The organism is Micromonospora rhizosphaerae (assembly GCF_900091465.1).
Lineage (GTDB): Bacteria > Actinomycetota > Actinomycetes > Mycobacteriales > Micromonosporaceae > Micromonospora > Micromonospora rhizosphaerae.
Genome location: NZ_FMHV01000002.1, coordinates 1,808,745 through 1,829,943, shown reverse-complemented (window position 1 = coordinate 1,829,943; position 21,199 = coordinate 1,808,745). Strand labels below are relative to the sequence as shown.

At 73.0% G+C, this 21,199-nt stretch carries 21 protein-coding genes; 6 read left to right on the top strand and 15 right to left on the bottom strand.

Translation table 11 applies throughout. The annotated features are described in order from the left end of the window. Positions 1-39 precede the first annotated feature (39 nt). A complete protein-coding gene (locus GA0070624_RS08890; RefSeq protein WP_091338826.1) occupies positions 40-408 on the bottom strand; it encodes a DUF3499 domain-containing protein in 369 nt (122 codons plus the stop codon). Positions 409-562: 154 nt separating this feature from the next. Here GA0070624_RS08890 and GA0070624_RS08885 point away from each other — a divergent pair, with 154 nt between their 5' ends. Beyond that, positions 563-1,012, top strand: coding sequence for a metallopeptidase family protein (locus tag GA0070624_RS08885; protein WP_091338823.1), 450 nt, complete (start codon positions 563-565; stop codon positions 1,010-1,012). Positions 1,013-1,158: 146 nt separating this feature from the next. On the opposite strand, the gene GA0070624_RS08880 is transcribed toward GA0070624_RS08885, so the two are convergent. The 7 genes from GA0070624_RS08880 to GA0070624_RS08850 all read right to left on the bottom strand — a co-directional run bounded on the left by GA0070624_RS08880 (position 1,159) and on the right by GA0070624_RS08850 (position 8,103). After that, on the bottom strand, positions 1,159-1,419 hold the full coding sequence (locus GA0070624_RS08880; RefSeq protein WP_013284161.1) for a WhiB family transcriptional regulator: 261 nt from the start codon (positions 1,417-1,419) through the stop codon (positions 1,159-1,161). A gap of 495 nt (positions 1,420-1,914) precedes the next feature. Continuing rightward, positions 1,915-2,256 carry a phospholipase gene (locus GA0070624_RS08875; protein ID WP_091338821.1) on the bottom strand — a complete coding sequence of 114 codons (342 nt, stop codon included), beginning with the start codon at positions 2,254-2,256 and terminating at the stop codon, positions 1,915-1,917. A 10-nt stretch (positions 2,257-2,266) separates the two neighbouring features. After that, positions 2,267-3,661: a DUF4331 domain-containing protein gene (locus GA0070624_RS08870; RefSeq protein WP_091338817.1), complete on the bottom strand. Its 1,395-nt coding sequence runs from the start codon at positions 3,659-3,661 to the stop codon at positions 2,267-2,269. Positions 3,662-3,761: 100 nt separating this feature from the next. Continuing rightward, the gene (locus tag GA0070624_RS08865; RefSeq protein WP_091338813.1) at positions 3,762-4,040 is read right to left on the bottom strand and encodes a hypothetical protein; all 279 of its coding nucleotides are present in this window, start codon (positions 4,038-4,040) and stop codon (positions 3,762-3,764) included. A 170-nt stretch (positions 4,041-4,210) separates the two neighbouring features. Next, positions 4,211-6,730 (bottom strand): bifunctional FO biosynthesis protein CofGH, encoded by a 2,520-nt coding sequence (locus GA0070624_RS08860; protein ID WP_091338810.1) that lies wholly within the window; start codon positions 6,728-6,730, stop codon positions 4,211-4,213. 145 nt (positions 6,731-6,875) lie between these two features. Next, positions 6,876-7,751 carry a hypothetical protein gene (locus tag GA0070624_RS08855; RefSeq protein ID WP_091338807.1) on the bottom strand — a complete coding sequence of 292 codons (876 nt, stop codon included), beginning with the start codon at positions 7,749-7,751 and terminating at the stop codon, positions 6,876-6,878. Positions 7,752-7,806: 55 nt separating this feature from the next. Beyond that, a complete protein-coding gene (locus tag GA0070624_RS08850; RefSeq protein ID WP_091338803.1) occupies positions 7,807-8,103 on the bottom strand; it encodes a zinc ribbon domain-containing protein in 297 nt (98 codons plus the stop codon). 74 nt (positions 8,104-8,177) lie between these two features. Here GA0070624_RS08850 and cofD point away from each other — a divergent pair, with 74 nt between their 5' ends. Both cofD and GA0070624_RS08840 read left to right on the top strand, forming a co-directional pair. Further along, a complete protein-coding gene (gene cofD / locus GA0070624_RS08845; protein WP_091338799.1) occupies positions 8,178-9,125 on the top strand; it encodes a 2-phospho-L-lactate transferase in 948 nt (315 codons plus the stop codon). Then, positions 9,122-10,210 carry a coenzyme F420-0:L-glutamate ligase gene (locus GA0070624_RS08840; RefSeq protein WP_091338796.1) on the top strand — a complete coding sequence of 363 codons (1,089 nt, stop codon included), beginning with the start codon at positions 9,122-9,124 and terminating at the stop codon, positions 10,208-10,210. The genes cofD and GA0070624_RS08840 overlap by 4 nt, the downstream gene beginning before the upstream one ends. Positions 10,211-10,313: 103 nt before the next feature. Here the strand turns inward: GA0070624_RS08840 and GA0070624_RS08835 are convergent, their stop codons facing one another. Both GA0070624_RS08835 and GA0070624_RS08830 read right to left on the bottom strand, forming a co-directional pair. Continuing rightward, on the bottom strand, positions 10,314-11,273 hold the full coding sequence (locus tag GA0070624_RS08835) for an ArsR/SmtB family transcription factor (protein WP_245718708.1): 960 nt from the start codon (positions 11,271-11,273) through the stop codon (positions 10,314-10,316). A 326-nt stretch (positions 11,274-11,599) separates the two neighbouring features. Continuing rightward, entirely contained in the window at positions 11,600-12,637 is a 1,038-nt protein-coding gene (locus GA0070624_RS08830) for a hypothetical protein (RefSeq protein ID WP_091338788.1), read from the bottom strand. 93 nt (positions 12,638-12,730) lie between these two features. Here GA0070624_RS08830 and GA0070624_RS08825 point away from each other — a divergent pair, with 93 nt between their 5' ends. Beyond that, a complete protein-coding gene (locus GA0070624_RS08825; protein WP_425413544.1) occupies positions 12,731-13,273 on the top strand; it encodes an NUDIX hydrolase in 543 nt (180 codons plus the stop codon). Positions 13,274-13,344: 71 nt separating this feature from the next. Here the strand turns inward: GA0070624_RS08825 and GA0070624_RS08820 are convergent, their stop codons facing one another. After that, a complete protein-coding gene (locus GA0070624_RS08820) occupies positions 13,345-14,436 on the bottom strand; it encodes a mannose-1-phosphate guanylyltransferase (RefSeq protein WP_091338780.1) in 1,092 nt (363 codons plus the stop codon). A 63-nt stretch (positions 14,437-14,499) separates the two neighbouring features. Further along, on the bottom strand, positions 14,500-15,645 hold the full coding sequence (locus GA0070624_RS08815; protein WP_091338777.1) for a glycosyltransferase family 4 protein: 1,146 nt from the start codon (positions 15,643-15,645) through the stop codon (positions 14,500-14,502). A gap of 151 nt (positions 15,646-15,796) precedes the next feature. Here GA0070624_RS08815 and GA0070624_RS08810 point away from each other — a divergent pair, with 151 nt between their 5' ends. Next, on the top strand, positions 15,797-16,486 hold the full coding sequence (locus GA0070624_RS08810) for a TIGR03089 family protein (RefSeq protein WP_091338774.1): 690 nt from the start codon (positions 15,797-15,799) through the stop codon (positions 16,484-16,486). Between the two features lie 17 nt (positions 16,487-16,503). Here GA0070624_RS08810 and GA0070624_RS08805 read toward each other — a convergent pair whose 3' ends face one another. Further along, complete coding sequence (locus GA0070624_RS08805) at positions 16,504-18,552, bottom strand: acetoacetate--CoA ligase (protein ID WP_091338770.1); 2,049 nt, start codon at positions 18,550-18,552, stop codon at positions 16,504-16,506. A 206-nt stretch (positions 18,553-18,758) separates the two neighbouring features. After that, on the bottom strand, positions 18,759-19,277 hold the full coding sequence (locus GA0070624_RS08800) for an acyl-CoA thioesterase (protein ID WP_091338766.1): 519 nt from the start codon (positions 19,275-19,277) through the stop codon (positions 18,759-18,761). A 23-nt stretch (positions 19,278-19,300) separates the two neighbouring features. Between GA0070624_RS08800 and GA0070624_RS08795 the strand changes: the two genes are divergently transcribed. Further along, positions 19,301-19,960 (top strand): hypothetical protein, encoded by a 660-nt coding sequence (locus tag GA0070624_RS08795; RefSeq protein WP_091338764.1) that lies wholly within the window; start codon positions 19,301-19,303, stop codon positions 19,958-19,960. Positions 19,961-20,017: 57 nt separating this feature from the next. Here GA0070624_RS08795 and GA0070624_RS08790 read toward each other — a convergent pair whose 3' ends face one another. Continuing rightward, entirely contained in the window at positions 20,018-21,181 is a 1,164-nt protein-coding gene (locus GA0070624_RS08790) for an acyl-CoA dehydrogenase family protein (RefSeq protein ID WP_091338762.1), read from the bottom strand. Positions 21,182-21,199: the final 18 nt, after the last annotated feature.

Genomic DNA, 21,199 nt, shown 5'->3' with positions numbered 1-21,199 from the left:
ACCCCAGCTCCGCGGCGGGAGGGTGGCAAGGGGCGGGGGTCAGTGGGTGGGGGGGATTACCCGGAGGTGGCCGCGGCGGCCGGTCGGCTGGGGGTGGTGGAGGTCCTGGTCGTCCTCCGGGGGGCGGGGGGCCACCGGGCGGGCGGCCTCGCGGACCGCCTCGGCCAGGGCGACCAGGTCGTCGGTGGTGGGCGGCGGCGGCTCGAACTCGCCCTCGTGCCGGACCACGTCCCAGCCGCGCGGTGCGGTCAGGTTACGGGCGTGCGGCTCGCAGAGGTCGTAGGTGTGCGGCTCGGCAAAGGCGGCCAGCGGACCCACCACGGCGGTGGATTCGTTGTAGACATAGGTCAATGTGGCGACCGCTTGCCGGGGGCAGCCGTTACGGGAGCAGCGCCGTGGTGACCTCACGGCCGCAGGGTATCTCCATTACCGGCTCCGGCGCACTGCTTCGCGCTGCGACACGCCCGTCATGGTGATCACAATTCGTCCGATCGGATCACCGGCACGCCGCACCAGCAGCGCAGCGGCGGTCGGGCCGGAAGCGGGGGCTACTCTCTTCCTCATGACGAGCCCGGAAAACCGTCGCCCCGGCTCCGGCCGGCGCACCAACCGCGACCGCCACGGTCGAGGGCTGCGCGGGCGGCTGGTGCCGGCCACCGTGCCGCTGGCGCGGACCAAGGCGGAGGTCTTCGACGACCTGGTGCTGGACACCGTGGAGACGCTGGAACGACGCTTCGCCAAGGAGTTGGCCGGCGTCGAGTTCGCGGTCGAGGACGTCCCGCCGGAGCTGAACGTCTACGACTCCGACGTACTGGAGGACGGCGAGGTGCCGCTCGCCCGGCTGCTGCCGGGTCGCCCGGGGCGGCAGGAGGTGCCGCCCCGGATCGTGCTCTACCGCCGACCGTTGGAGTTCCGTGCCATGGACCGCGAGGACCTCGCCGATCTCGTGCACGACGTGATCATCGAGCAGGTGGCGAACCTGCTCGGGGTCGATCCCGACGAGCTGGCCTGAGGGCGGGATTCCCGCCACACAGACCCTCGCCGCGCCGCCGGCCCGGCCGGCCCCCACCGGAGCTGTGGGCCCGCCCCGGCCGGCCCCCACCGGCCGAGCTATCGGCCCGAACCCGGCGGCCCCCACCGCCCTGGCCCGGCACCGCTTCAGGCGGCGACCCGCCGCTTGAGCTTGCGCCGCTCCCGCTCGGAGAGCCCGCCCCAGATGCCGAACCGCTCGTCGTGGCCGAGAGCGTATTCCAGGCACTCCGTCTTCACTTCGCACCGCGAGCAGATGCGCTTCGCCTCGCGGGTCGAGCCGCCCTTCTCGGGAAAGAACGCCTCCGGGTCGGTCTGCGAGCAGAGCGCCCGCTCCTGCCACTCCGGCGCGTTTCCGAGCAGGTCGGCCACCTCGAGCTGGCCGTCCATCAGATGCCTCCTTGTCGCGCACCGGCGTCATCGCCGCTGCAACCCCCCACGCGAAAGGCGTGCTTGTCCGTCCGGTCACAATTTGTTGCGTTCCGCGCGAACAACCCCATTCAAATTACACGCGTGTAATGCGTGCGCCGTCAAGCCAAACTTGATAATGGAGTCGCCCTCCCGACACGTTCCGGCCGGCCATCCGAGCCGCCCGAGCCTCGCAACCTGCCCTATCGATTCAGACCCCGAACGAGTAACGCCCTTCCCGGCGAGTTGCCCGAGTTTTCTGCCGTGGCGGGCATGGCATCGACACCGTCCGCGGCCCCCGGTGGAGGCTTCGGCGGGCCGTACCCCGGTGGCCGGAGCGGCACCGTCCAAGATCAGGATTGTGGTGGAGCAAAGGTTAACCCGAGTCCGGAGCAACCGCCCGTCGAGCGGGAACCCGCCGACGGCGCCCCGTCCAGATGGTGGACGGAGCGCGGTGGCCGAAGAGGGTCGGTGGGCTCAGTTCGCCGCCCGCGGCCCACTGGTCGGCCAGACGAACTCGGCGATCGCGCCACCCCGGACGGTGACCGCTCCGGCGGGCGTGTGATCGTCCCACCAGACGGTATAGAGCCCCGCCTCCAGGTCCGGGTACACGGCGCTGTGAAGGACGCCGTCTCGGACGTGGCGCTCCCGTACGGCCGAGTGGCTGCGCGGCCCGGCCGCCCGGTCGGCCCGGCTGATCTCGATCTCCCGGCCGCGCAGCTCCCGTCCGGTGTAGATGATCAGGGCGCCCGAGTTTCCGCCGAGGTGCAGCAGGACGCTGCCGCTCTGCGACGGCCCGTGGCCGTGACGCGCGTGCACGGCCCGCTCCTCAGGACGACGCCGGCGGGTTGTTGAACCCGTCGTACGGGGTGCCGAGGAAGGGAAAATCGCCGAGGAACGACGCCGTCACATCCGCGGCGCTGAGCCCCGGGGTGACCGCACCCGCCGCCGCGTCCGGGCTGAACTCCTTGTCCACCAAGGGCACCGTGACTCCGGCGATCGCCCGCAGCGCGATACTGACCACGTCATCGCCGACCCGGCGGCCGTTGGGAAAGCCGGCCAGGTCGCCGCCGAGCACCCCGAACCGGTTCGGCTTGCGGTTCGGCCTGATCGCGGTGTTCAACCGCAGCATGTCGGCCGGTACGTCGCCGGTGGCGTTGGTGAAGCCGTCGATCAGGCCGGCCGGGATTCCGGTCAGCAGGATCGCCGCGAGGTCGGCGCGGGGCTTCCTGGACTTGTTCAGCGTGTCCAGGTTGGGGAAGACCCCCGGGTAGAGCGCCGGTAGCAGGGCGGCCAGTTCGGGATGCTCGACGAACTGGGCGAACCGCTTGTCCTCCGACGGCGGCAGCGAGTTCCACAGGTCCTTCTTGGACATCGGGACGATGACCTCGTTGAACAACGGGTTGCCGAGCCGGGACACCTGCGTGAACGGTCCGGCCGGGGTGTCCGCGGCGGCCCGGTCGCCGAGCACCCGGACCTGCTGGCGGGACGCGGCGGTCCACACCCCGATCACCGAGGCCCGGTCGCCGGAGCCGTACCGGCTGGCGTTGTGGCGCACCCGGGTCAGCGGCACCTGGACGGCGATGCTGTGCACGTTCATCCGGTCCAGCGCGTTCACCGGCTCCCCCTCGGCCTTGAAGATCTTCTTGCCGGCCACGTGCAGCTGCTGGAACGGCCGCAGCGTACCGAGGTCGAAGATCGAGCCGAGGTCGACGAAGAAGCCGTCCGCCCGCTGCCCGGCAAAGACCTTCTCCCCGGTGGAGAGGCGGTAGGTGGCCTGCCGGACCAGGTCCTGGTATTTCGGGGTGGAGAGCGGGCCGACGTTGCACGGCGGGCAGGGCAGTTTGTGCGCCAGCACGCGCTCCTTGCCGTCGGCCACCCGGGTCAGCCGGTAGAACTGCCGCCGGTTCCAGTTCTTGCTCTCCAGCGACTCGATCGGACCGGTGTTGTAGAGAAAACTGTTCGGATTCCTGATCTCGGTGGTGAATTCAAACCGGTAGGTCACGTCGGGATAGCCGTCGCCGTCGTTGTCGATATGAATCTCGTACCGCACGTCGTCACCGAACTCGAAGAAGTTCGGCCCGCCCGAGGGGAGTTGCACCGGCACGTAGTTGGCGATCAACGTGACCGTGTCCGGATGGTCGGGACTGACGAACGCGTACAGGTCGGAGCTGTCGGCGACCGGATCCTTGGCTATCTCCGGGGCTTCACGATGGGAGGACATGGCGCACCACCTTCGCGTCAGGGGATCGGGAGTCGAACGGGATCGCCGGCGCCGAGAGCACGCGCCGGTCAGGGTCGCGCCGCCGGGCGGCGCGGGCGGGTCAGCGTCGACCGGCGGCGCGCCGCAACCGGTCCGCCAGGGCGCGGTCGCGTACCTCGATCCGGGACGTGCCGACGAAGACGTCCATGGCGCCGGAGGCCGCGTCGCGCAGGTGGACCACGATCGGGTCGTCCCGGCGGCCCGCCGAGGGGGTGTTCTGTGCGGCCGAGAGGCCCGGCACGGTGAGGGCGGCGGCGCCGAGGGTGGCGCTCGCGGCGGCGGTCAACGTCTGCCGGCGGGTCAGTCGCGGCCAGGGCCGCTTCCGCTGATCACTGGTCATGGGCAACCTTTCCGGACCGGCGCGTCAGCGCCCGCGGTGGTCGGGAGGCCCCGTGCGCTGCGCCGTGGCGGGGCGCCGCCGGGTCCCCCACGGGGGCTGCCGGCGGCGGTCCTCGCCACAACCGCCGCCGGCACGCACTGGTACGGCCGGCGGCGGGGAAAGGTTCGACGCTACGAGCCGGCGTGACCGTACGCGGTCGTCCGCTTGCGGGCCGGTCTGCCCGCCGCCGCCGCGATGCTCCGCAGCTGCTCCTCCGTACGCGCGGAGCCGTTGGCCGAGCCGGCCATCCGGGAGATGGTCTCCTCCATCAGCGTGCCGCCCAGGTCGTTGCAGCCGCCCTTCAGCATCGCCACGGTGCCGGAGTCACCCAGCTTGACCCAGGAGCACTGGATGTTGTCGATCCGGCCGTGCAGCAGCAGCCGGGCCATCGCGTGCACCGCCCGGTTCTCCCGCCAGGTCGGCCCGGGCCGGGCGACGCCGGCCAGGTAGATCGGGGCGTTTGTGTGCACGAAGGGCAGCGCCACGAACTCGGTGAAGCCGCCGGTGCGATCCTGCACCCCGGCCAGCACCCGGAAGTGGGCGAGCCACTGGCCGGGGTGGTCGACGTGGCCGTACATCATCGTGGAGCTGGACCGGATGCCCAGCTCGTGGGCCGTGCTGACCACCTCGACCCAGGCGGCGGCCGGCAGCTTGCCCTTGGTGAGCACCCAGCGCACGTCGTCGTCGAGGATCTCGGCGGCGGTGCCCGGGATGGTGTCCAGCCCGGCGTCGCGGAGCTGGATGAGCCACTCCTTCACCGGCACCCCGGCCTTGGCCGCGGCGGTCACGATCTCCATCGGCGAGAAGGCGTGCACGTGCATCCCCGGGACCCGCGTCTTGATCGCCCGGACCAGGTCGGCGTAGCCGGTCACCGGCAACTTCGGATCGATCCCGCCCTGCAGGCAGACCTCGCTCGCGCCGGCCGCCCACGCCTCCTCGGCCCGGTCGGCGACCTGCTCCACGGAGAGGCGGTACGCGTCGGCGTCCCGTTCCCGCTGCGCGAAGGCGCAGAAGCGGCAGCCGACGTAGCAGACGTTGCTGAAGTTGATGTTGCGGTTGACCACGTAGGTGACGTCGTCGCCGACCGCGTCCCGCCGGACGTCGTCGGCGATCCGGCAGAGCTCGTCGAGCGCCGGCCCGTCCGCGCCGAAGAGCGCCAGCGCGGCGTCGGCGTGCCGGGGCTCCAGCAGCGCCGCCGGATCGTCGGCCGCCAGCCGCAGCCCGGCCCGCAGGTCGGGATCGGTCCCGCTCGGCGCGGCGGGCGCCGGGGCGGTGGTGAGCTTGCCGGCCACCTCCGACCAGTCGCCGTAGACGCTGTCGAAGTCGCCGCGCCGGTCGCCGGTACGCCCGGTGGTGTCGATGGTGGCGTGCAGGTCGGTACGCCCGCCGAAGACCTCCTCCGGCTCCTGCCACGGGCGGCCGACCGGGCGGGCCGACTCGACGGCGAGGCCGGTCTCCGGGTCGGCCAGCGCGGTCACGTGCGGCAGTAGGCGGGGATCCAGCCACGGGTCGCCGGCCCGGACGTACTCCGGGTAGATGGTGAGCCGCTCGCGGAGGGTGAAGCCGGCCTTCGCGGTGTGCCGGGCCAGCTCGTCGAGCTGCGGCCAGGGGCGTTCCGGGTTGACGTGGTCGGGGGTGACCGGGGAGACGCCGCCCCAGTCGTCGATGCCGGCGCGCAGCAGCAGGTCGTACTCGCCCTCGATGAGGTTGGGCGGGGCCTGGATGCGGGCCCTCGGGCCGAGCAGCACCCGGGCCACCGCCACCGTGGCGGCCAGGTCGTGCAGCTCGGCGTCGGGCATGCCGCGCATCGCCGTGTCCGGCTTGGCGCGGAAGTTCTGCACGATCACCTCCTGGAGGTGGCCGTACTCCCGCCCGGAGCGGCGGATCGCGAAGAGCGCGTCGACCCGCTCGGCCCGGGTCTCGCCGATGCCGATCAGGATGCCGGTGGTGAACGGCACCCCGACCCGGCCGGCGTCGTCGAGGACCCGGAGCCGGACCGCGGGCTCCTTGTCCGGTGAGCCGTAATGCGGGCCGCCCGGCTCCGACCAGAGCCGGGTCGCCGTGGTCTCCAGCATCATCCCCATGCTCGGCGCGACCGGCTTGAGCCGCTGCAGCTCCGACCAGGACAGCACGCCGGGGTTGAGGTGCGGCAGCAGCCCGGTCTCCTCCAGTACGGCCACCGCGCAGGCGCGCAGGTAGTCCAGGGTGGAGTCGTAGCCGCGCTCGTCCAGCCACCTCCGGGCGGCCGGCCACCGCTCCTCCGGCCGGTCGCCGAGGGTGAACAGGGCCTCCTTGCAGCCCTGGGCGGCGCCCTCCCGGGCGATGGCGAGGACCTCGTCCCGGTCCAGGAACGCCGCCGGGAGCCGGTGTGGCACGGTGGCGAAGGTGCAGTAGTGGCAGCGGTCCCGGCAGAGCCGGGTCAACGGGATGAAGACCTTCTTGGAGAAGGTGACCACGCCCGGCCGGCCCGCCTCGCGCAGGCCGGCGTCGCGTACCTCACCGGCGATCCGGAGCAGCTCGTCCAACGCGTCGCCCCGGGCGCTCAGCAGCGCGGTCGCCTCGTCGACGTCCAGCGCCCGCCCGGTGGCGGCCCGGCGCAGCGCCCGCTGGACGCTCGCCGTGGTCGGGGCGGACTCGGTGCGATCAACCATCCGCCCAGCCTATGCGCTCACCCGCCCGCCCCGACCGCACGCCCGGATCGCCCGGATGGCGGAGCCGCAGTTTCACGGAAAGAGTGGCCTCCCGACGGTGGAAGGCCACTCTTTCCGTGAAGTTGTGCCCGCGGAGCGCCGGCCGTCAGCGGGGGTAGTTCGGGTCGTCGCGGTGGAAGCGCCGGGTGCGGTCGTCGTCGTGGGGAGTCGGGTAGCCGTAGTCGGCGGGCTGCCGGGGGACGGCCTGCGTGGGATCCGCGGAAGGCGGCTGGCCGAACGGCGGGGCGGCGTGCGGATCGCCGTACGGCGGGGCCGACTGGGGGGCGTTGCCGTACGGCGGGTTCGGCTGGCCGTACTGGCCGGGCGGCGGGTAGCCGCCGGCGGCGGGGTAGCCGCCCTGGCCGGGGGGCGGGTAGCCGCCGGGCTGGCCCGGGGGCGGGTAACCGCCGGGCTGACCGGGGGCCGGGTAGCCGCCGTGCTGCTGCGGCCAGCCCTGCTGCGGCTGGCCGTAGACGCCGGCCTGCGGCTTGGGCTTCGGGGTGTGGTAGAGCGTCCGCCAGATCCGGTTTACCAGGTACCCGGCGACCGCGAAGACCGCCAGCCAGGCGACCCGGGTCAGCATGCCGAGCAGGGCGTCGAGCAGCTCGCCCTCGGCGAGCCGGCCGACCAGCCAGATGAGGAAGGTCAGCGCGCCGAAGAGCGCGCCGGCGGTGTACTCCCCGAGGGCGACCTGGGTGATCAGCCGAGCCTTCGGCACCACCGGTCGCAGGTGGGTGGCGAGCAGTACGGCCAGCAGTGGCAGCACGGTCGACTCGACGCCGACGAAGGCGAAGAAGGTGCTCCCCGCCCGGTCGGTGAAGGTGCCGAATCCGTCCGCCGGCACCAGCAGCCGGATCAGGCCGACGAAGAGGAGCACGGCGTTGGCGCCGAGCAGGACGAGCGCGGTCAGTTCGCGCAGCGGCTTGGTCACCTGGCTGGCCTGCGTCGCGTCACCGGACGCACGCTCGGCGGGGCTGGTCACGAGATCCCCCTAGGGATGAAAACGAACAGTTGCCGACGTGAGCCTAGTCTGCTTCCTACTGGTTGCTCGTTTTTGAGCGGTTCGGATGGTTCGCTCTCCGCTCGGCGGTGGCCGGGCTGGAGTCCTGGACCGGCAGTCTGGTCCGGTGGCGATCGGTCCTGTCCCGCAGGATCTGCTTCACCCTGTGGTGCGGGGTGTGCAGGGCGATGTCGGGGTCGTCAGCTCGGTGCAGGATGTTGATCGCGGCGTTCACGTCGGCCTGCCACACCACCCCGCACCAGGTGCAGTGAAACCGGTCCCCGCTACGGCGACCCAAGCCGGCGCAGCGGCCTGAGACCGGATTGTCAAGCATCTAGTGGGAATAGATAGTCACAGCTTCCCGTCCACCCGCCGACCGACGGCGGCGGGTGCGGAAGGATGGACGCCATGCGCATCGTGGTTCTGACCGGCGGGATCGGCGGCGCCCGGTTCCTGGTCGGCGTCCGGGCGTACGCCCGGGAGGTGGGGGCCGAGGTGACCGCCGTGGTCAACGTCGGCGACGACCTGCTGCTGCACGGCCTCAAGGTCTGTCCCGACCTGGACAGCGTGATGTACACGCTGGGCGGGGGCGCCGACCCGGAGCGGGGCTGGGGCCGGGTGGGCGAGACCTGGACGGTCAAGTCCGAACTGGCCGCGTACGGCGCCGAGCCGACCTGGTTCGGCCTCGGCGACAAGGACATCGCCACCCACCTGGTCCGCACCACGATGCTCAACGCCGGCTACCCGCTCTCCGCCGTGACGCAGGCGCTGACCACCCGCTGGGAGCCGGGCCTGGACCTGCTGCCGGCGACGGACGACCGGCTGGAGACCCACGTGGTCGTGGACGGGGACCAGGGGCAGCGGGCGATCCACTTCCAGGAGTGGTGGGTGCGGTACCGGGCGGACATCCCCACCCACCGGTTCGTCTTCGTCGGCGCGGAGACCGCCAGGCCGGCACCCGGCGTGCTGGAGGCGATCGGCTCGGCCGACGTCGTGCTGATCGCACCGAGCAATCCGGTGGTGAGCATCGCCCCGGTGCTGGCCGTGCCGGGGCTGCGGGACGCCGTCGCCGACGGGCGGGCCCCGGTGGTCGGTGTCTCGCCGATCATCGGCGGCGCGCCGGTCCGCGGCATGGCCGACCGCTGCCTCGCCGTGGTCGGCGTGGAGTGCAGCGCGGCCGGGGTGGGCGGGCTCTACGGTGGGCGGTCGGCGGGCGGGCTGCTGGACGGCTGGCTGGTCGCGCCGGAGGACGAGGGCACCTTGGTGCGGGAGGTGACGGTACGGTCGGCGCCGCTGCGGATGACCGACGAGGCCGCGACGGTGGAGATGGTGCGGGCCGCATTGGAGCTGGTGTGAGGCTGGAGATCCTGCCGGTGCCGGGCATCGGCGACGTGACCGAGGGCGACGACCTGGCGGCGCTGATCGCCACCGCGGCGCCCTGGCTGCGCGACGGCGACGTGCTGGTGGTGACCAGCAAGATCGTGTCCAAGGCGGAGGGCCGGCTGGTCGACGTACCGGCGGACGGCCCGGAGCGGCTCGCCGCCCGGGACGAGGTGCTCGCCGCGGAGACCGCCCGGGTGGTGGCGTCCCGGGGGGCGACCCGGATCGTGCAGACGCACCACGGCTTCGTGATGGCCTCCGCCGGGATCGACGCGTCCAACGTCGACAAGACGCGGCTGGTGCTGCTGCCGAAGGACCCGGACGCGTCCGCCCGGGCGCTACGCGCCGCGCTGCGCGAGCGCCACGGCCTCGACGTCGCGGTGATCATCAGCGACACGATGGGCCGGCCGTGGCGCAACGGCCTAACCGACGTGGCGCTCGGCGTGGCCGGGATGCCCGCCATCCGGGACCACCGGGGCGAGATCGACCCGTACGGCAACGAGCTGCAGCTGACCCAGATGGCGGTGGTCGACGAGCTGGCCGGCGCCGGGGAGCTGATCAAGGGCAAGTGCGACCAGGTGCCGGTCGCGGTGGTCCGCGGCTACCCGGGCGTCGCCCGGGCCGACCACGGCGAGGGCGCCCGGGCGCTGGTCCGCGACGCCGCGCTGGACCTCTTCTCGCTGGGCACCGCCGAGGCCACGGCGGCCGGGCTGCGCGCGGCCGCCACCCTGGCCGACGGGCCGGGGCCGGCGCCGGCCGACCCGGCCGCGGTCGAGCGGGCGATCGCCGCGGTCGCCGAGGTGGTCGCGCCCGACACGGTCTTCACCCATGTCACGGACGAGGAGGTACGCGCCGGCATGGTGGCGGCGGTGCCGGGCTGGCCCGAGCGGGCCACCGGGCTGATCCTCGGCGCTCCGCCGGCGCCGGTCGACCAGGCGGACCTGGTGCGCTTCGGGGCCGACCTGCAACGGCTGCGGACCGCGCTGGCGGCGGAGGGCATCTCCTCCGCGCTCCTGCCGCCCCCGCCCGGCAGCCCCGCCAGCGCCGCCCTGGCCATCTGACCGTTGCCTCTCCCTCCCACCCCCCAACCTCACGGCATTCCCGGAAAGAGGGGCTGTTCCGCGGCGGATGGCCGCGCTTTCCGGGAAAGAGGGCGGGGGCCGGTCAGGCGTCGAGCATGGCGCGGCCGAGTGGGGTCAGGGTGTGCAGCACGGTGTTGCGGTCCCGCTGGCTGACCAGCAGCCCGGCGTTGCGCAGCACGGTGGTGTGCTGGCTCGCCGCAGCCGCCGAGATCTGCAGCCGGCGGGCCACCTCACCGGTCGTGGAGCCCTGGTCGGTGGCCTCGAGCACGGCAGCGCGGGTCCGGCCGAGCAGCGCGGCCAGCGCCTCCCGGTTGGTGCCGTCCGGCACCGGCCCGGCGCCCCGGCCCGGCTCCCGGAGGAGCCCGCCGAGCCGGTCGACCGGGTAGACCAGCACCGGGGGCAGGGCCGGGTCGAGCAGCGCCACCGGGGTCCGCGCGCAGAAGAAGGACGGGACCAGCAGCAGGCCACGGCCGTCCAGGTGCAACTCCCGGGTGTCCGGGTAGTCGAGCACCTCGAGCACGCCGGCGTCCCACCGCATGGCCGGGCGCAGGCTGGTCAGCAGCCCCTCCACGCCGCCGTCGAGCAGCGCCCGGGCCCGGCGGGTCCGGTCGGCTTCCACGGCGGCCTGGATGCGCGGCCAGTACGGCGTGATCGCCAGCGTCTGGTACTGGACCATCGAGTCGGTGAGGTGGCGCAGCACCTCCGGCTCGCCCCGGGCCAGCGCCGACGCCGAGGAGGGCAGCTCGTTCTCGCCGGCCAGCACGGTCAGGTCCCGGTGCAGCGTCTCGGCCGGCATGCCGCGGAGCGCCTCCAGCCCCGCCTCGAAGCCCTGCAGGCTCTGATACGGGGTGAGGAAGTCGGGGAAATAGCCCCGGGGCGGGTTCAGCGCGAAGAGCAGTCGAAGCCGGTCGGAGGCGCTGTCCTGGTGCAGGCCGCGGGCCACCGTGCGCCGCCAGTTCGCCATCAGCGGATCAGCGCTGCGGCCCTGCAGCAGGTGCAGGCTGAGGACCAGTTCCCAGACGGGGTCCGCGGCGGGGGCCATCCTGGTCCGAAGGATGTCCTCGCTCGAGAAAAAGATCCTTAGCATGGAGCGCTCCCGGGGGCGGGCCGAGGGAGTGCCCGCCGACCACTCGTACTCTACCCGCCGGTAGTTACCTCCATCTTTAAGCGTGGGCTGAAAAACCTCGACGGAGGCCGGGCCGGTTGGGCATGCTTCCCTTGCCCGTCAGGCGCCGGGACGTCGGCGACGTCGCCAACGCCCGGGCGACCGGGGGGCCGGGGAAACGGCGACCGGGGCGGCACCACGAGGGTCTGCGGCCCATGTTCCGCAGAGGTGTCACCCGGTCGTCCACCGGTACGTCCGAGGTGTCAGCCCACCCAGAGCGCCACCCGATGGTCCTCGTCGGTGACGTAGAAGCAACGCCCCTCCAGCTCGGCCAGGCCCTCCACGTGGTGGAACGGCGCCAGCTCGGCCACCAGCTTTCCCGCCACCCGCGCGTCCGGCGTGATGTCGAGCCGGAACCGGACGTGGCGCGAAGTGACCGCACCGCCCGCGGGATGGTCGTCGAGCAGCACCGAACCCTTGCCCAGCGCGTCGATCGAGCCCACCACTGCCGCGTACCCGCCGTCGGCGGTCGGGGCGATCGCCCGGAAGCCGGTCAGCGCGCCGGGCGGCGTCACCCCGGTCAGCGCGTACGCCCCGACCGCCCGGGGCCAGCGCGGGTCGGCGGAGAACATGTCGGCCACGCCGGCCAGCTCGACCAGGATCGGCTCGCCCTCGGCGGTGACCGGGAACCGGAGCCCGAGCAGCACCGTCCCGGTCGGCGTGAAGACGGCCGCCTCGACGTTCAGCGGCAGGTCGTCCTCGGCCAGCCGGCTCACCCAGCTCTTGGCCCGGGCGGTCCCCCGGGCCAGGGTCTCCACGATGAACCGGTGTCGGACCCGGTCGCCGGGCGGCAGCGGGGTCAGCGGCGCGGCGGCGAGCGCGTCGTTGATCGCCCGGTGCAGCCGGAATCGGTTGCGCACCACGTGCAGCGGCACCGTCCCCGTCGCGGCGTCGTCCTCCCGGAACCGGGCCACGAACGCCCGCCGCGGCCGCAGCGGCCCGGCCTTCGACCCGAAGTGCGAGCCGAAGACGTACACCCAGCCGTCGTGGTGGGCGAGCGCCTCGCCGTCCTCGGTCCGGCCGTTCTCTTCCCCGGCGTCGGCGGCCACGTGGTGGGCCACCCACTCGCCGTCCTCACGTTCCAGCAGCAGCGCGAGGCACCGTTCCACCGGGCCCTCGTCGAGGACGGTCCAGAAGCCGCGCCGGGCGCGGTGCGCGCGCAGCAGGGCCGACGAACGGACCGGCAGCAGGTCGCTGGCCTCGTTGCCGGCCACGACGAACTCGACGAGTCGCAGGGTCACCGAACCAGGGTACGGAGGCGGCGCTCGTAGAGTGTCGGAGTGCCCGACGCCTCGACCACCGCCGCGACCCCCGATCTCTCCCGGTACGCCGACCTGTACGCCGACGCCACCGCCCTGCTGACCGGCTGGACGCCGACCGGCCCGGCGGCCGCGGCGGCCCGGAACCGCACGCTGGAACTGCTGAGCGCGGGCCCGGTGGCGATGAGCCGGAGCCACCGGGCGGGCCACGTCACGGCCAGCGCCCTGGTGCTCGACGCCACGGGCGGGCGGGTGCTGCTCTGCCTGCACGGCAAGTTCCGCAAGTGGGTGCAGCTCGGCGGGCACTGCGAGCCCGGCGATCGGACGCTCGCCGGCGCGGCGCTGCGCGAGGCCACCGAGGAGTCCGGGATCACCGACCTGGTGGTCGATCCCACGCCGATCGACGTGGACATCCATCCGGTGGCCTGCCAGGGCGGCTCGCTGCACTACGACGTCCGGTTCGCGGTCTTCGCGCCGGCCGGCGCGGTGGAGCGGGTCAGCGACGAGTCCGAGGCGCTCGGCTGGTTCCCGGCGGACCGGCTGCCCGAGCCGCTGGCCGACGCCACCGCCCAACTCGTCGCGCCGGCCCTGGCCGCCCTGCGCCGGGCCGGCCGCTGAAGCCCGGCTGGTCGCTGGAAGCCGGGGCGGACCCGCTCGGCCGGAGGTCCGGCGGGCCGTCCGGGGAGCGGTCAGACGTAGCCTTCCTCGCCCCGCTCCTTCAGCTCGTCGACCAGCTTCTTGACGTCCTGGGCGCGGTCGCGGGGACAGACCAGCACCGCGTCCGGGGTGTCCACCACGATCAGGTCGTGCACGCCGAGGACGGCCACCAGCCGCCCCGACTGCGGCACCACCACCAGACTCTTGCTGTCCCGCAGCAGGACGCCCGGCTTCCCGTCGACGCCGAGCACGACGTTGCCGCACGCGTCGGCCGGGAGCACCTCGCCGAGGGTGTGGAAGTCGCCGACGTCGTTCCAGCCGAAGTCGCCCGGCACGGTGGCGACCCGGCCGGCGGTCGCCGCACCCTCCATCACCGCGTAGTCGACGGAGATCTTCGGCAGCGTCGGCCAGACCGTGCCGAGGATGTCGTCCTGCTCCGGCGTGCCCCAGGCCGCGGCGATCGCGGTGATCCCGGCGTGCAACGCCGGCTGCTGCCGGGCCAGCTCGGCCAGGAACACGTCCACCCGCCAGACGAACATGCTGGCGTTCCAGAGGTGGCGACCCGAGCGGAAGTACGCCTCGGCGACCTCGGCGGCCGGCTTCTCCTTGAACTCGATCACCGGGCGCAGTGGACCCTCGCCGACCGGCTCACCGGTCTCCAGGTAACCGTAGCCGGTCTCCGGCCGGGTCGGGGTGATCCCCACCGTCATCAGCAGCCCCTGCTCGGCGCCGCGGATCGCCTCGCGCACCGTATCCGCCCAGCGGGCCGGGTCACCGATCAGGTGGTCGGCGGCGAACGAACCCATCACCGCCTCCGGGTCGCGCAGCGCGATCACCGCAGCGGCCAGCGCGATCGCCGCGCAGGAGTCACGCTGCGAAGGCTCGACGAGGATGTTCTCCTCCGGCAGGCCAGCCAGTTGCCGGGCCACCGCCGCGACGTGCGCGGCCCCGGTGACCACCAGCGTGCGCTCCGGGGTGGTCAGCGGCTCCAATCGGTCCACCGTGGCCTGGAGCAGCGAGGCGCGGGTGCCGGTCAGCGGGTGGAGGAACTTCGGATGGCCGGCACGGGACAGTGGCCACAACCTCGTGCCACTGCCACCCGCCGGGATGACGGCGTAGAACATCAGCACATCATGCCCGAACCGCCATGGTACGGACGCTCGGTCGGCCGAACCGGCGGCGGGTTGTCAGGAACGCGCCCGACTCCACGCCGCGATGTGCACCTCGGCACTGGACTCCCAGGTGAACTCCTTGGCCCGGTCGAACCCGGCCTTGGCCAGCGAGAGCCGACGGTGCTCGTCGTCCAGCAGGGCGGCCAGGTCGATGGCGATCTGGGCCGGATCCTCGCTGGTGTAGGCCACCGCGTCGCCGCCCACCTCGGGCAGGGAGAGCCGGGGCGTGGTCAGCACCGGCGCCGCGCAGGCCATCGCCTCCAGGATCGGCAGGCCGAAGCCCTCGCCGTACGACGGGTAGGCGGCGACCAGCGCGCCGCCGAGGAAGCCGGGCAGGTCGGCGTAGCGCAGGTAGCCCGGGCGCAGCAGCCGCAGGTGCGACGGAACCTCGGCCACCGCGCGGTCGATGTCGTCGTCGTGCCCCTGGCCGCCGGCGATGACCAGGGCCGGCGGGTCGGTCCGGTCGGCCACCGCGCGGGCCCAGCCGCGGATCAGGTTGGGTACGTTCTTCCGCGGCTCCTTGGCGCCGAGGAAGGCGATGTAGCTGCTGCTGCCCAGCCCCAGCCGGGCCCGGACCCGGGCCTTCTCCTCCTCGCTGGGCGCGTGGAAGGCGGCCTGGTCGACGCCGTGGTAGGCCACGTCGATCCGGGTCGGGTCGGCGTCGAGCAGCCGGATCAGCTCGTCGCGGGTGGCCTTGCTCGGCACGATCACCCGGTCGGCGCGACGCAGCGAGGTCTTGATCGCGCTGCGGAAGAACGTGCGGCGGGACTTGTCGTAGTGCTCCGGCTCGGTGAAGAAGGTCGCGTCGTGCACGGTGACCGTGACCGGGCAGCCGGCCCGCAGTGGACACGTGTAGAAGGGCGAGTGCAGCACCTCCGCGCCGACCTGCTGGGCGAGCAGCGGCAGTCCGGTCTGCTCCCAGGCGAGCCGGGCGGGACGGTGCGCGACCGCCGCCGGGGCGGGGATGACCTCGGCCCCGGGCAGCATCCGGGTGTAGCGCTCCAGATCGGTGCGGAGGCTGACCACGGCCAGGTCCACGCCGGAGCCGCACACCTTGCCGAGGGCGCCGAGCAGGCCGTCGACGTATCTACCGACGCCGCCACGGTCGGCGGGGACACTCGTGGCGTCGATGAGCACGCGGGGCGGGCTACCGGGGGTCACGGGGCGACTCCTCAGGCTGGCGGGTCTGTGGCAAGCAACACTGTCGGCAAGCCTACGCCGGGGCGGGGTTCCGACGCTGACTGCGACCCGACGGTACGCCGACTTGTCGTTGTCTTCGAGTACGGGTGCCGGAGGCGTATCGTTCGCGCCGATGGCCGACAACATTGCCCGGGTTTTCGCCGACGCGATCGCGAGCGACCCGACCCGACCGCTGCTGACCTGGTACGACGACGCCACCGGCGAGCGGACCGAACTCTCCGGCGCGACGCTGGCGAACTGGGTGGCCAAGACGGCCAACCTGCTCGTCGACGAGGTCGCGCTCGCCCCCGGCGACACCGCCGGTGTGCTGCTCCCGCCGCACTGGCAGACCGCCGCGGTGCTGCTCGGCTGCTGGTCGGCCGGGTTGGCCGTGGTCGACACGCCGGGTGACGTGGACGCGCTCTTCGCCGCCGCGGACCGGGTCGCCGAGGCGGACGCCTGGTCGGCCGGCGAGCGGTACGCCCTCGCGCTCGCCCCGTTCGCCGCCCCGCTGCGCCAGGTGCCGCCCGGCTTCGCCGACTACGTGGTCGAGGTACGCGGCCACGGCGACCAGTTCACCGCGTACCCGAAGGGCGGCCCGGCCGACGCGGAGCTGCTGGCCCGCGCGGCCGACCGGGCGACGGAGCTCTGCCTCGCCGCCGGCGACCGGGTCCTGGTCGACGCGGCGGTGCACCCCGACCCGGTCGACTGGCTGCTGGCACCGCTTCGGGCCGGCGCCAGCATCGTCCTCTGCGGCAACCTCGATCCGTCCCGCCTCGACGCCCGCATCGCGACGGAGAAGGTCACCCGCTCCCTCACCTGACCGGGCGCGGGCCGCCCTCAGCCGGTGGGTGCCGACTCGTCCTCGGTGGCGCGGCGCTGGGCGAAGGCGGCGAAGGCGGTCAGGGACTCGGGGTTGGCCAGCGCACCCTTGGCGGCGGCCGAGTCGACCGGGGTGCCGGTGAGGATCTTCTTGACCGGGACCTCGAGCTTCTTTGCGGACAGGGTGCGCGGTACGGCGCGGACCTGGTGGATCTCGTCGGGCACGTGGCGCGGCGACAGGGCGGTACGCAACTCGCGGCAGATCTTCTTCCGCAGCGCGTCGTCCAGCTCCAGCCCCTCGGCCAGCACCACGAAGAGCAGCAACTCGCCCGCGCCGCCCTGGTCGTCCTCCAGGTGCACCACCACCGAGTCGAGGACCTCGTCCAGCCCCTCCACCACCGAGTAGAACTCCGCGGTGCCGAGGCGGACGCCGCCCCGGTTGAGGGTGGCGTCCGAGCGGCCGGTGATCACGCAACCGCCGCGCTCGTTGACGGTGATCCAGTCGCCGTGCCGCCACACACCCGGGTAGAGCTCGAAGTACGCCTCCCGGTAGCGGGTGCCCTCCGGGTCGTTCCAGAAGCCGACCGGCATGCTCGGCATCGGCTCGGTGATCACCAGCTCGCCCAGCTCGCCGATGACCGGGGTGCCGTCGGCGGAGCGAGCCTCCACCTTGGCGCCGAGCGCCCGGCAGGTGATCTCCCCCGCGTGCACCGGCAGCAGCGGCACGCCGCCCACGAAGCCCGTGCAGACGTCCGTGCCGCCGGAGAGCGACTGGAGTTGGAGGCGGTCGCCGACGTTCTCGTACACCCAGGTGAAGCCCTCGGCGGGCAGCGGGGCGCCGGTCGAGCCGACCCCGCGCAGCGCGGCGAGGTCGGCGATCTCCGCGGGCTTCAGGCCGGCCTTGCGGCAGGCCAGCAGGAACGGCGCGGAGGTGCCGAAGTACGTGGTGCCGGCCTCCTCCGCCATCCGCCAGAGCGCGCCCAGGTCGGGGTGGCCCGGGTTGCCGTCGAAGAGCACGATGCTCGCGCCCACCGCCGGCCCGGAGACCAGGAAGTTCCACATCATCCAGCCGGTCGTGGTGTACCAGAAGAACCGGTCGGCCGGGCCCAGGTCGTGGTGCAGGGCGAGCATCTTCAGGTGCTCCAGCAGGATTCCCCCGTGGCCGTGCACGATCGGCTTGGGCAGCCCGGTGGTGCCGGAGGAGTAGAGCACGTAGAGCGGATGGTCGAACGGCACCGGGGTGAAGGTCAGCGGCTCGTCGGTCTCCGCCGCCAACTCATCCCAGGAGATCGCGCCCTCCGGCGCGGCCTTCATTCGGTCCGGAGCGCCGCCTAGCGGCGCGAAGGCCGAATTATGGCCGCCAGTCCCGGTGGGGTCGAGGTACGCGATGCCGACGGTGTGCTGGAGCGACGGCAGCGCGGCCCGGATGGCGGCCACCTCGCCGCGCCGGTCGACCGGCTTGTCGCCGTACCGGTAGCCGTCGACGGCGACCAGGACCTTGGGCTGGATCTGCTGCCAGCGGTCGGTGACGCTGCGGGTGCCGAACTCGGGCGCGCAGGAGGAGAAGATCGCGCCGAGGCTGCTGGTGGCGAGCAACAGCACGAAGGTCTCCGGGATGTTCGGCGCGTACGCCGCCACCCGGTCGCCGGGGCCCACGCCGAGCCGGCGCAGCCCGGCCGCGACCCGACGGACCTGCTCGCGCAACTGCGCCGCGGTGAGCGTGGCCGGCGGCCGGGTCTGGCCGTGCGCGATCACCACCGGGTCGTCGTCGGCGCGGCCGGGCATCCGCAGCACGTTCTCGGCGTAGTTGAGGGTGGCGCCGGGGAACCAGCGGGCGCCCGGCATCGCCCGGTCGGTCAGCGTGGCCGTCGGCGGGGTGTGCGCGACGACCTCGAAGTAGTCCCAGATCGACCGCCAGAACGCGTCGAGGTCAGTGACCGACCAGCGCCACAGCGCGTCGTAGTCGGCGAACTCCAGCCCCCGGTGCTCGGCCAGCCAGTGCAGGTAGTCACCGATCCGGGACCGCTCGCGCACGTCGGCCGGCGGCGTCCACAGCACGTCACCCACTGCTCCACCCTCCCTCGGGCCCGGTCACGACACTGTGCATGGGCCGTGGCGCCATCTTGCCCTACCTCGCAGCGCCATTGTCCGCACCGGGTGCCGGTCAGGGGGCGTGCCCTGCCCACACCCCCTGGCCGCCGGCTATGTGGATGGGGGTAAGGAAGGGCCCCTTGTTAACGCCTGGCGTTGTAGAGGGGCCCCCTCCTAACACCTCAGCCGGCGCGGTGCGCCTGGATGGCGCGCCGCCTGGCCAGCCGGTGCGCGCGGCGGATCTCCGCCTCCCGGTAGCGACGCTCGTCCTCCGAGGTCTCCGGCAGCACCGGCCGGACCGGCCGCGGGGCGCCGCCCACGTCCACCGCGACGAAGACCAGGTACGCGGTGGCGACCGCGACCGGCTCGTCCTCGGCCGAGTCCCAGCGCTCGGCGACCACCTTCACCCCGACCTCCATCGAGGTGTTGCCGGTCCAGTTCACCTGGGCGTGCGCGTGCACCAGGTCGCCGACCCGGACCGGCTCGGAGAAGACGATCTCGTCGATCGACGCGGTGACCGCGGTGCCGCCGCTGTGCCGGGCCGCGGCGGCCCCGGCCACGTCGTCGACGAACTTCATCAGCACCCCACCGTGCACGGTCCCGTACAGGTTGACATCGACGGCGGTCATGATCCGGCTCAGCGTGACGCGGGAGTACGAGGTCGGCTTGCCGGCCGACACGGTCGGGGGATGATCTGTCATGTCAAAAACGGTACGGTGCGCGGATGCGACATCTCTGGAGCTTCCTCGCCGGGTTGGTGGTGGCGCCGCTCACCTGGGCGCTCGTCACCCTCGGTCAGGACGGGTCTGGACGCACCGTTCACCGCTGGGTGGAGATCGGTACGTACAGCACGCCCAACCTGATCGAGCCGGCCGTCTACCTCTGCGTCGCCGGCATCCTGCTCGGCCTGCTCGGCACGCTTCGCTTCTCGCCGCTCGGTCCCATCGTCGCCGGACTGCTGCTGATCACCCCGTACGTCGGGATGTTCGTCGCGCCATTCACCGTCCGTGACTGGATTCCCGAGAGCTGGAAGGCGCTCGGGGACCCGATGCCGCTGCGCCAGCCCGTGGAGAACGGCACCCTGTTCCTGATCGGCGTGCTGCTGCTGATGGCCGCCCTCAGCGCGCAGCGTTGGCGGCGGTGGCCGAACGAGCCGGCGGCCGAGGCGGAGCTGACCTCGACCGACAAGCCCGTCGAGAACACCTTCTCGCTCAGCGACTGGCCGCCTTCCGGCGCGAAGACCGAGCGGGAAACCGCCCCCATCACCGTCGGCTATTCCGCCGACCAGACCTCCGCCGAACCCCTGCCCCGCCGTACCGGCGAGTCGCCGTGGTCCGCGCCGCCCCGCGCCACCACCCGACCGGCCGGCACCACCGGAGCCTGATGACAGCCGCGGGCGGGCCGGAAACCCCGGCCCGCCCGCCTGACCGCGTCCGCCGCGTCAGCCCTTGAGCAGCTGGCGCGCCATGACGACGCGCTGGACCTGGTTGGTGCCCTCGTAGATCTGAGTGATCTTGGCGTCCCGCATCATCCGCTCGACCGGGTAGTCGCGGGTGTAGCCGTACCCGCCGAGCAGCTGCACGGCGTCGGTGGTGATCTCCATGGCGGCGTCCGAGGCGAAGCACTTCGCGGCGGCACCGAAGTAGGTCAGGTCCGCGTCGCCGCGCTCGGACTTGCCGGCCGCGGCGTAGGTGAGCTGCCGCGCCGCCTCCAGCTTCATCCCCATGTCGGCGAGCATGAACTGGATGCCCTGGAAGTCGGCGACCGGCTTGCCGAACTGCCTGCGCTCCTGGACGTACCCCTTGGCGTAGTCCAGCGCGCCCTGCGCGATGCCGACGGCCTGGGCGGCGATGGTGACCCGGGTGTGGTCCAGGGTCCGCATCGCGGTGGCGAAGCCGGTCCCCTCGGCGCCGATCATGCGGTCGGCCGGGATCCGGACGTTGTCCAGGTAGACCTCGCGGGTCGGGGAACCCTTGATGCCCAGCTTCTTCTCCGGCGCGCCGAAGCTGACCCCGGCGTCGGACTTCTCCACGACGAAGGCGGAAATGCCGCGCGAGCGGGCTGTGGGATCGGTCACAGCGAAGACGGTGTAGTACTCCGACACCCCGGCGTTGGTGATCCACCGCTTCACGCCGTTGAGCACCCAGTGGTCGCCGTCGCGCACCGCGCGGGTGGTCATCGAGGCGGCGTCGCTGCCCGCCTCCGGCTCGGAGAGGCAGTACGAGAACATGGCGTCGCCGGCCGCCACCGGGGTCAGGTACTTCCGCTTGAGCTCCTCGGAGCCGGCCAGGATCAGCGGCATGGTGCCCAGCTTGTTGACCGCCGGGATGAGCGAGGACGAGGCACAGGCCCGGGCCACCTCCTCGATCACGATGGCCGTGGCCAGCGCGTCCGCGCCCGCGCCGCCGTACTCGACGGGGATGTGCGGGGCGTGGAAGTCGGCGGCCCGCAGCGCGTCGTACGACGCCTTCGGGAACTCACCGGTCTCATCCGCCTCCGCGGCGTGCGGAGCCACCTTCGCCGCACAGACCTCACGGACCGCCTCCCGGATCGCCTCGTGCTCCTCGGGCAATCGGTAGACGTCGAACGACTGCTCTGCGGCCATACTGGCCCTCCCCTTCAC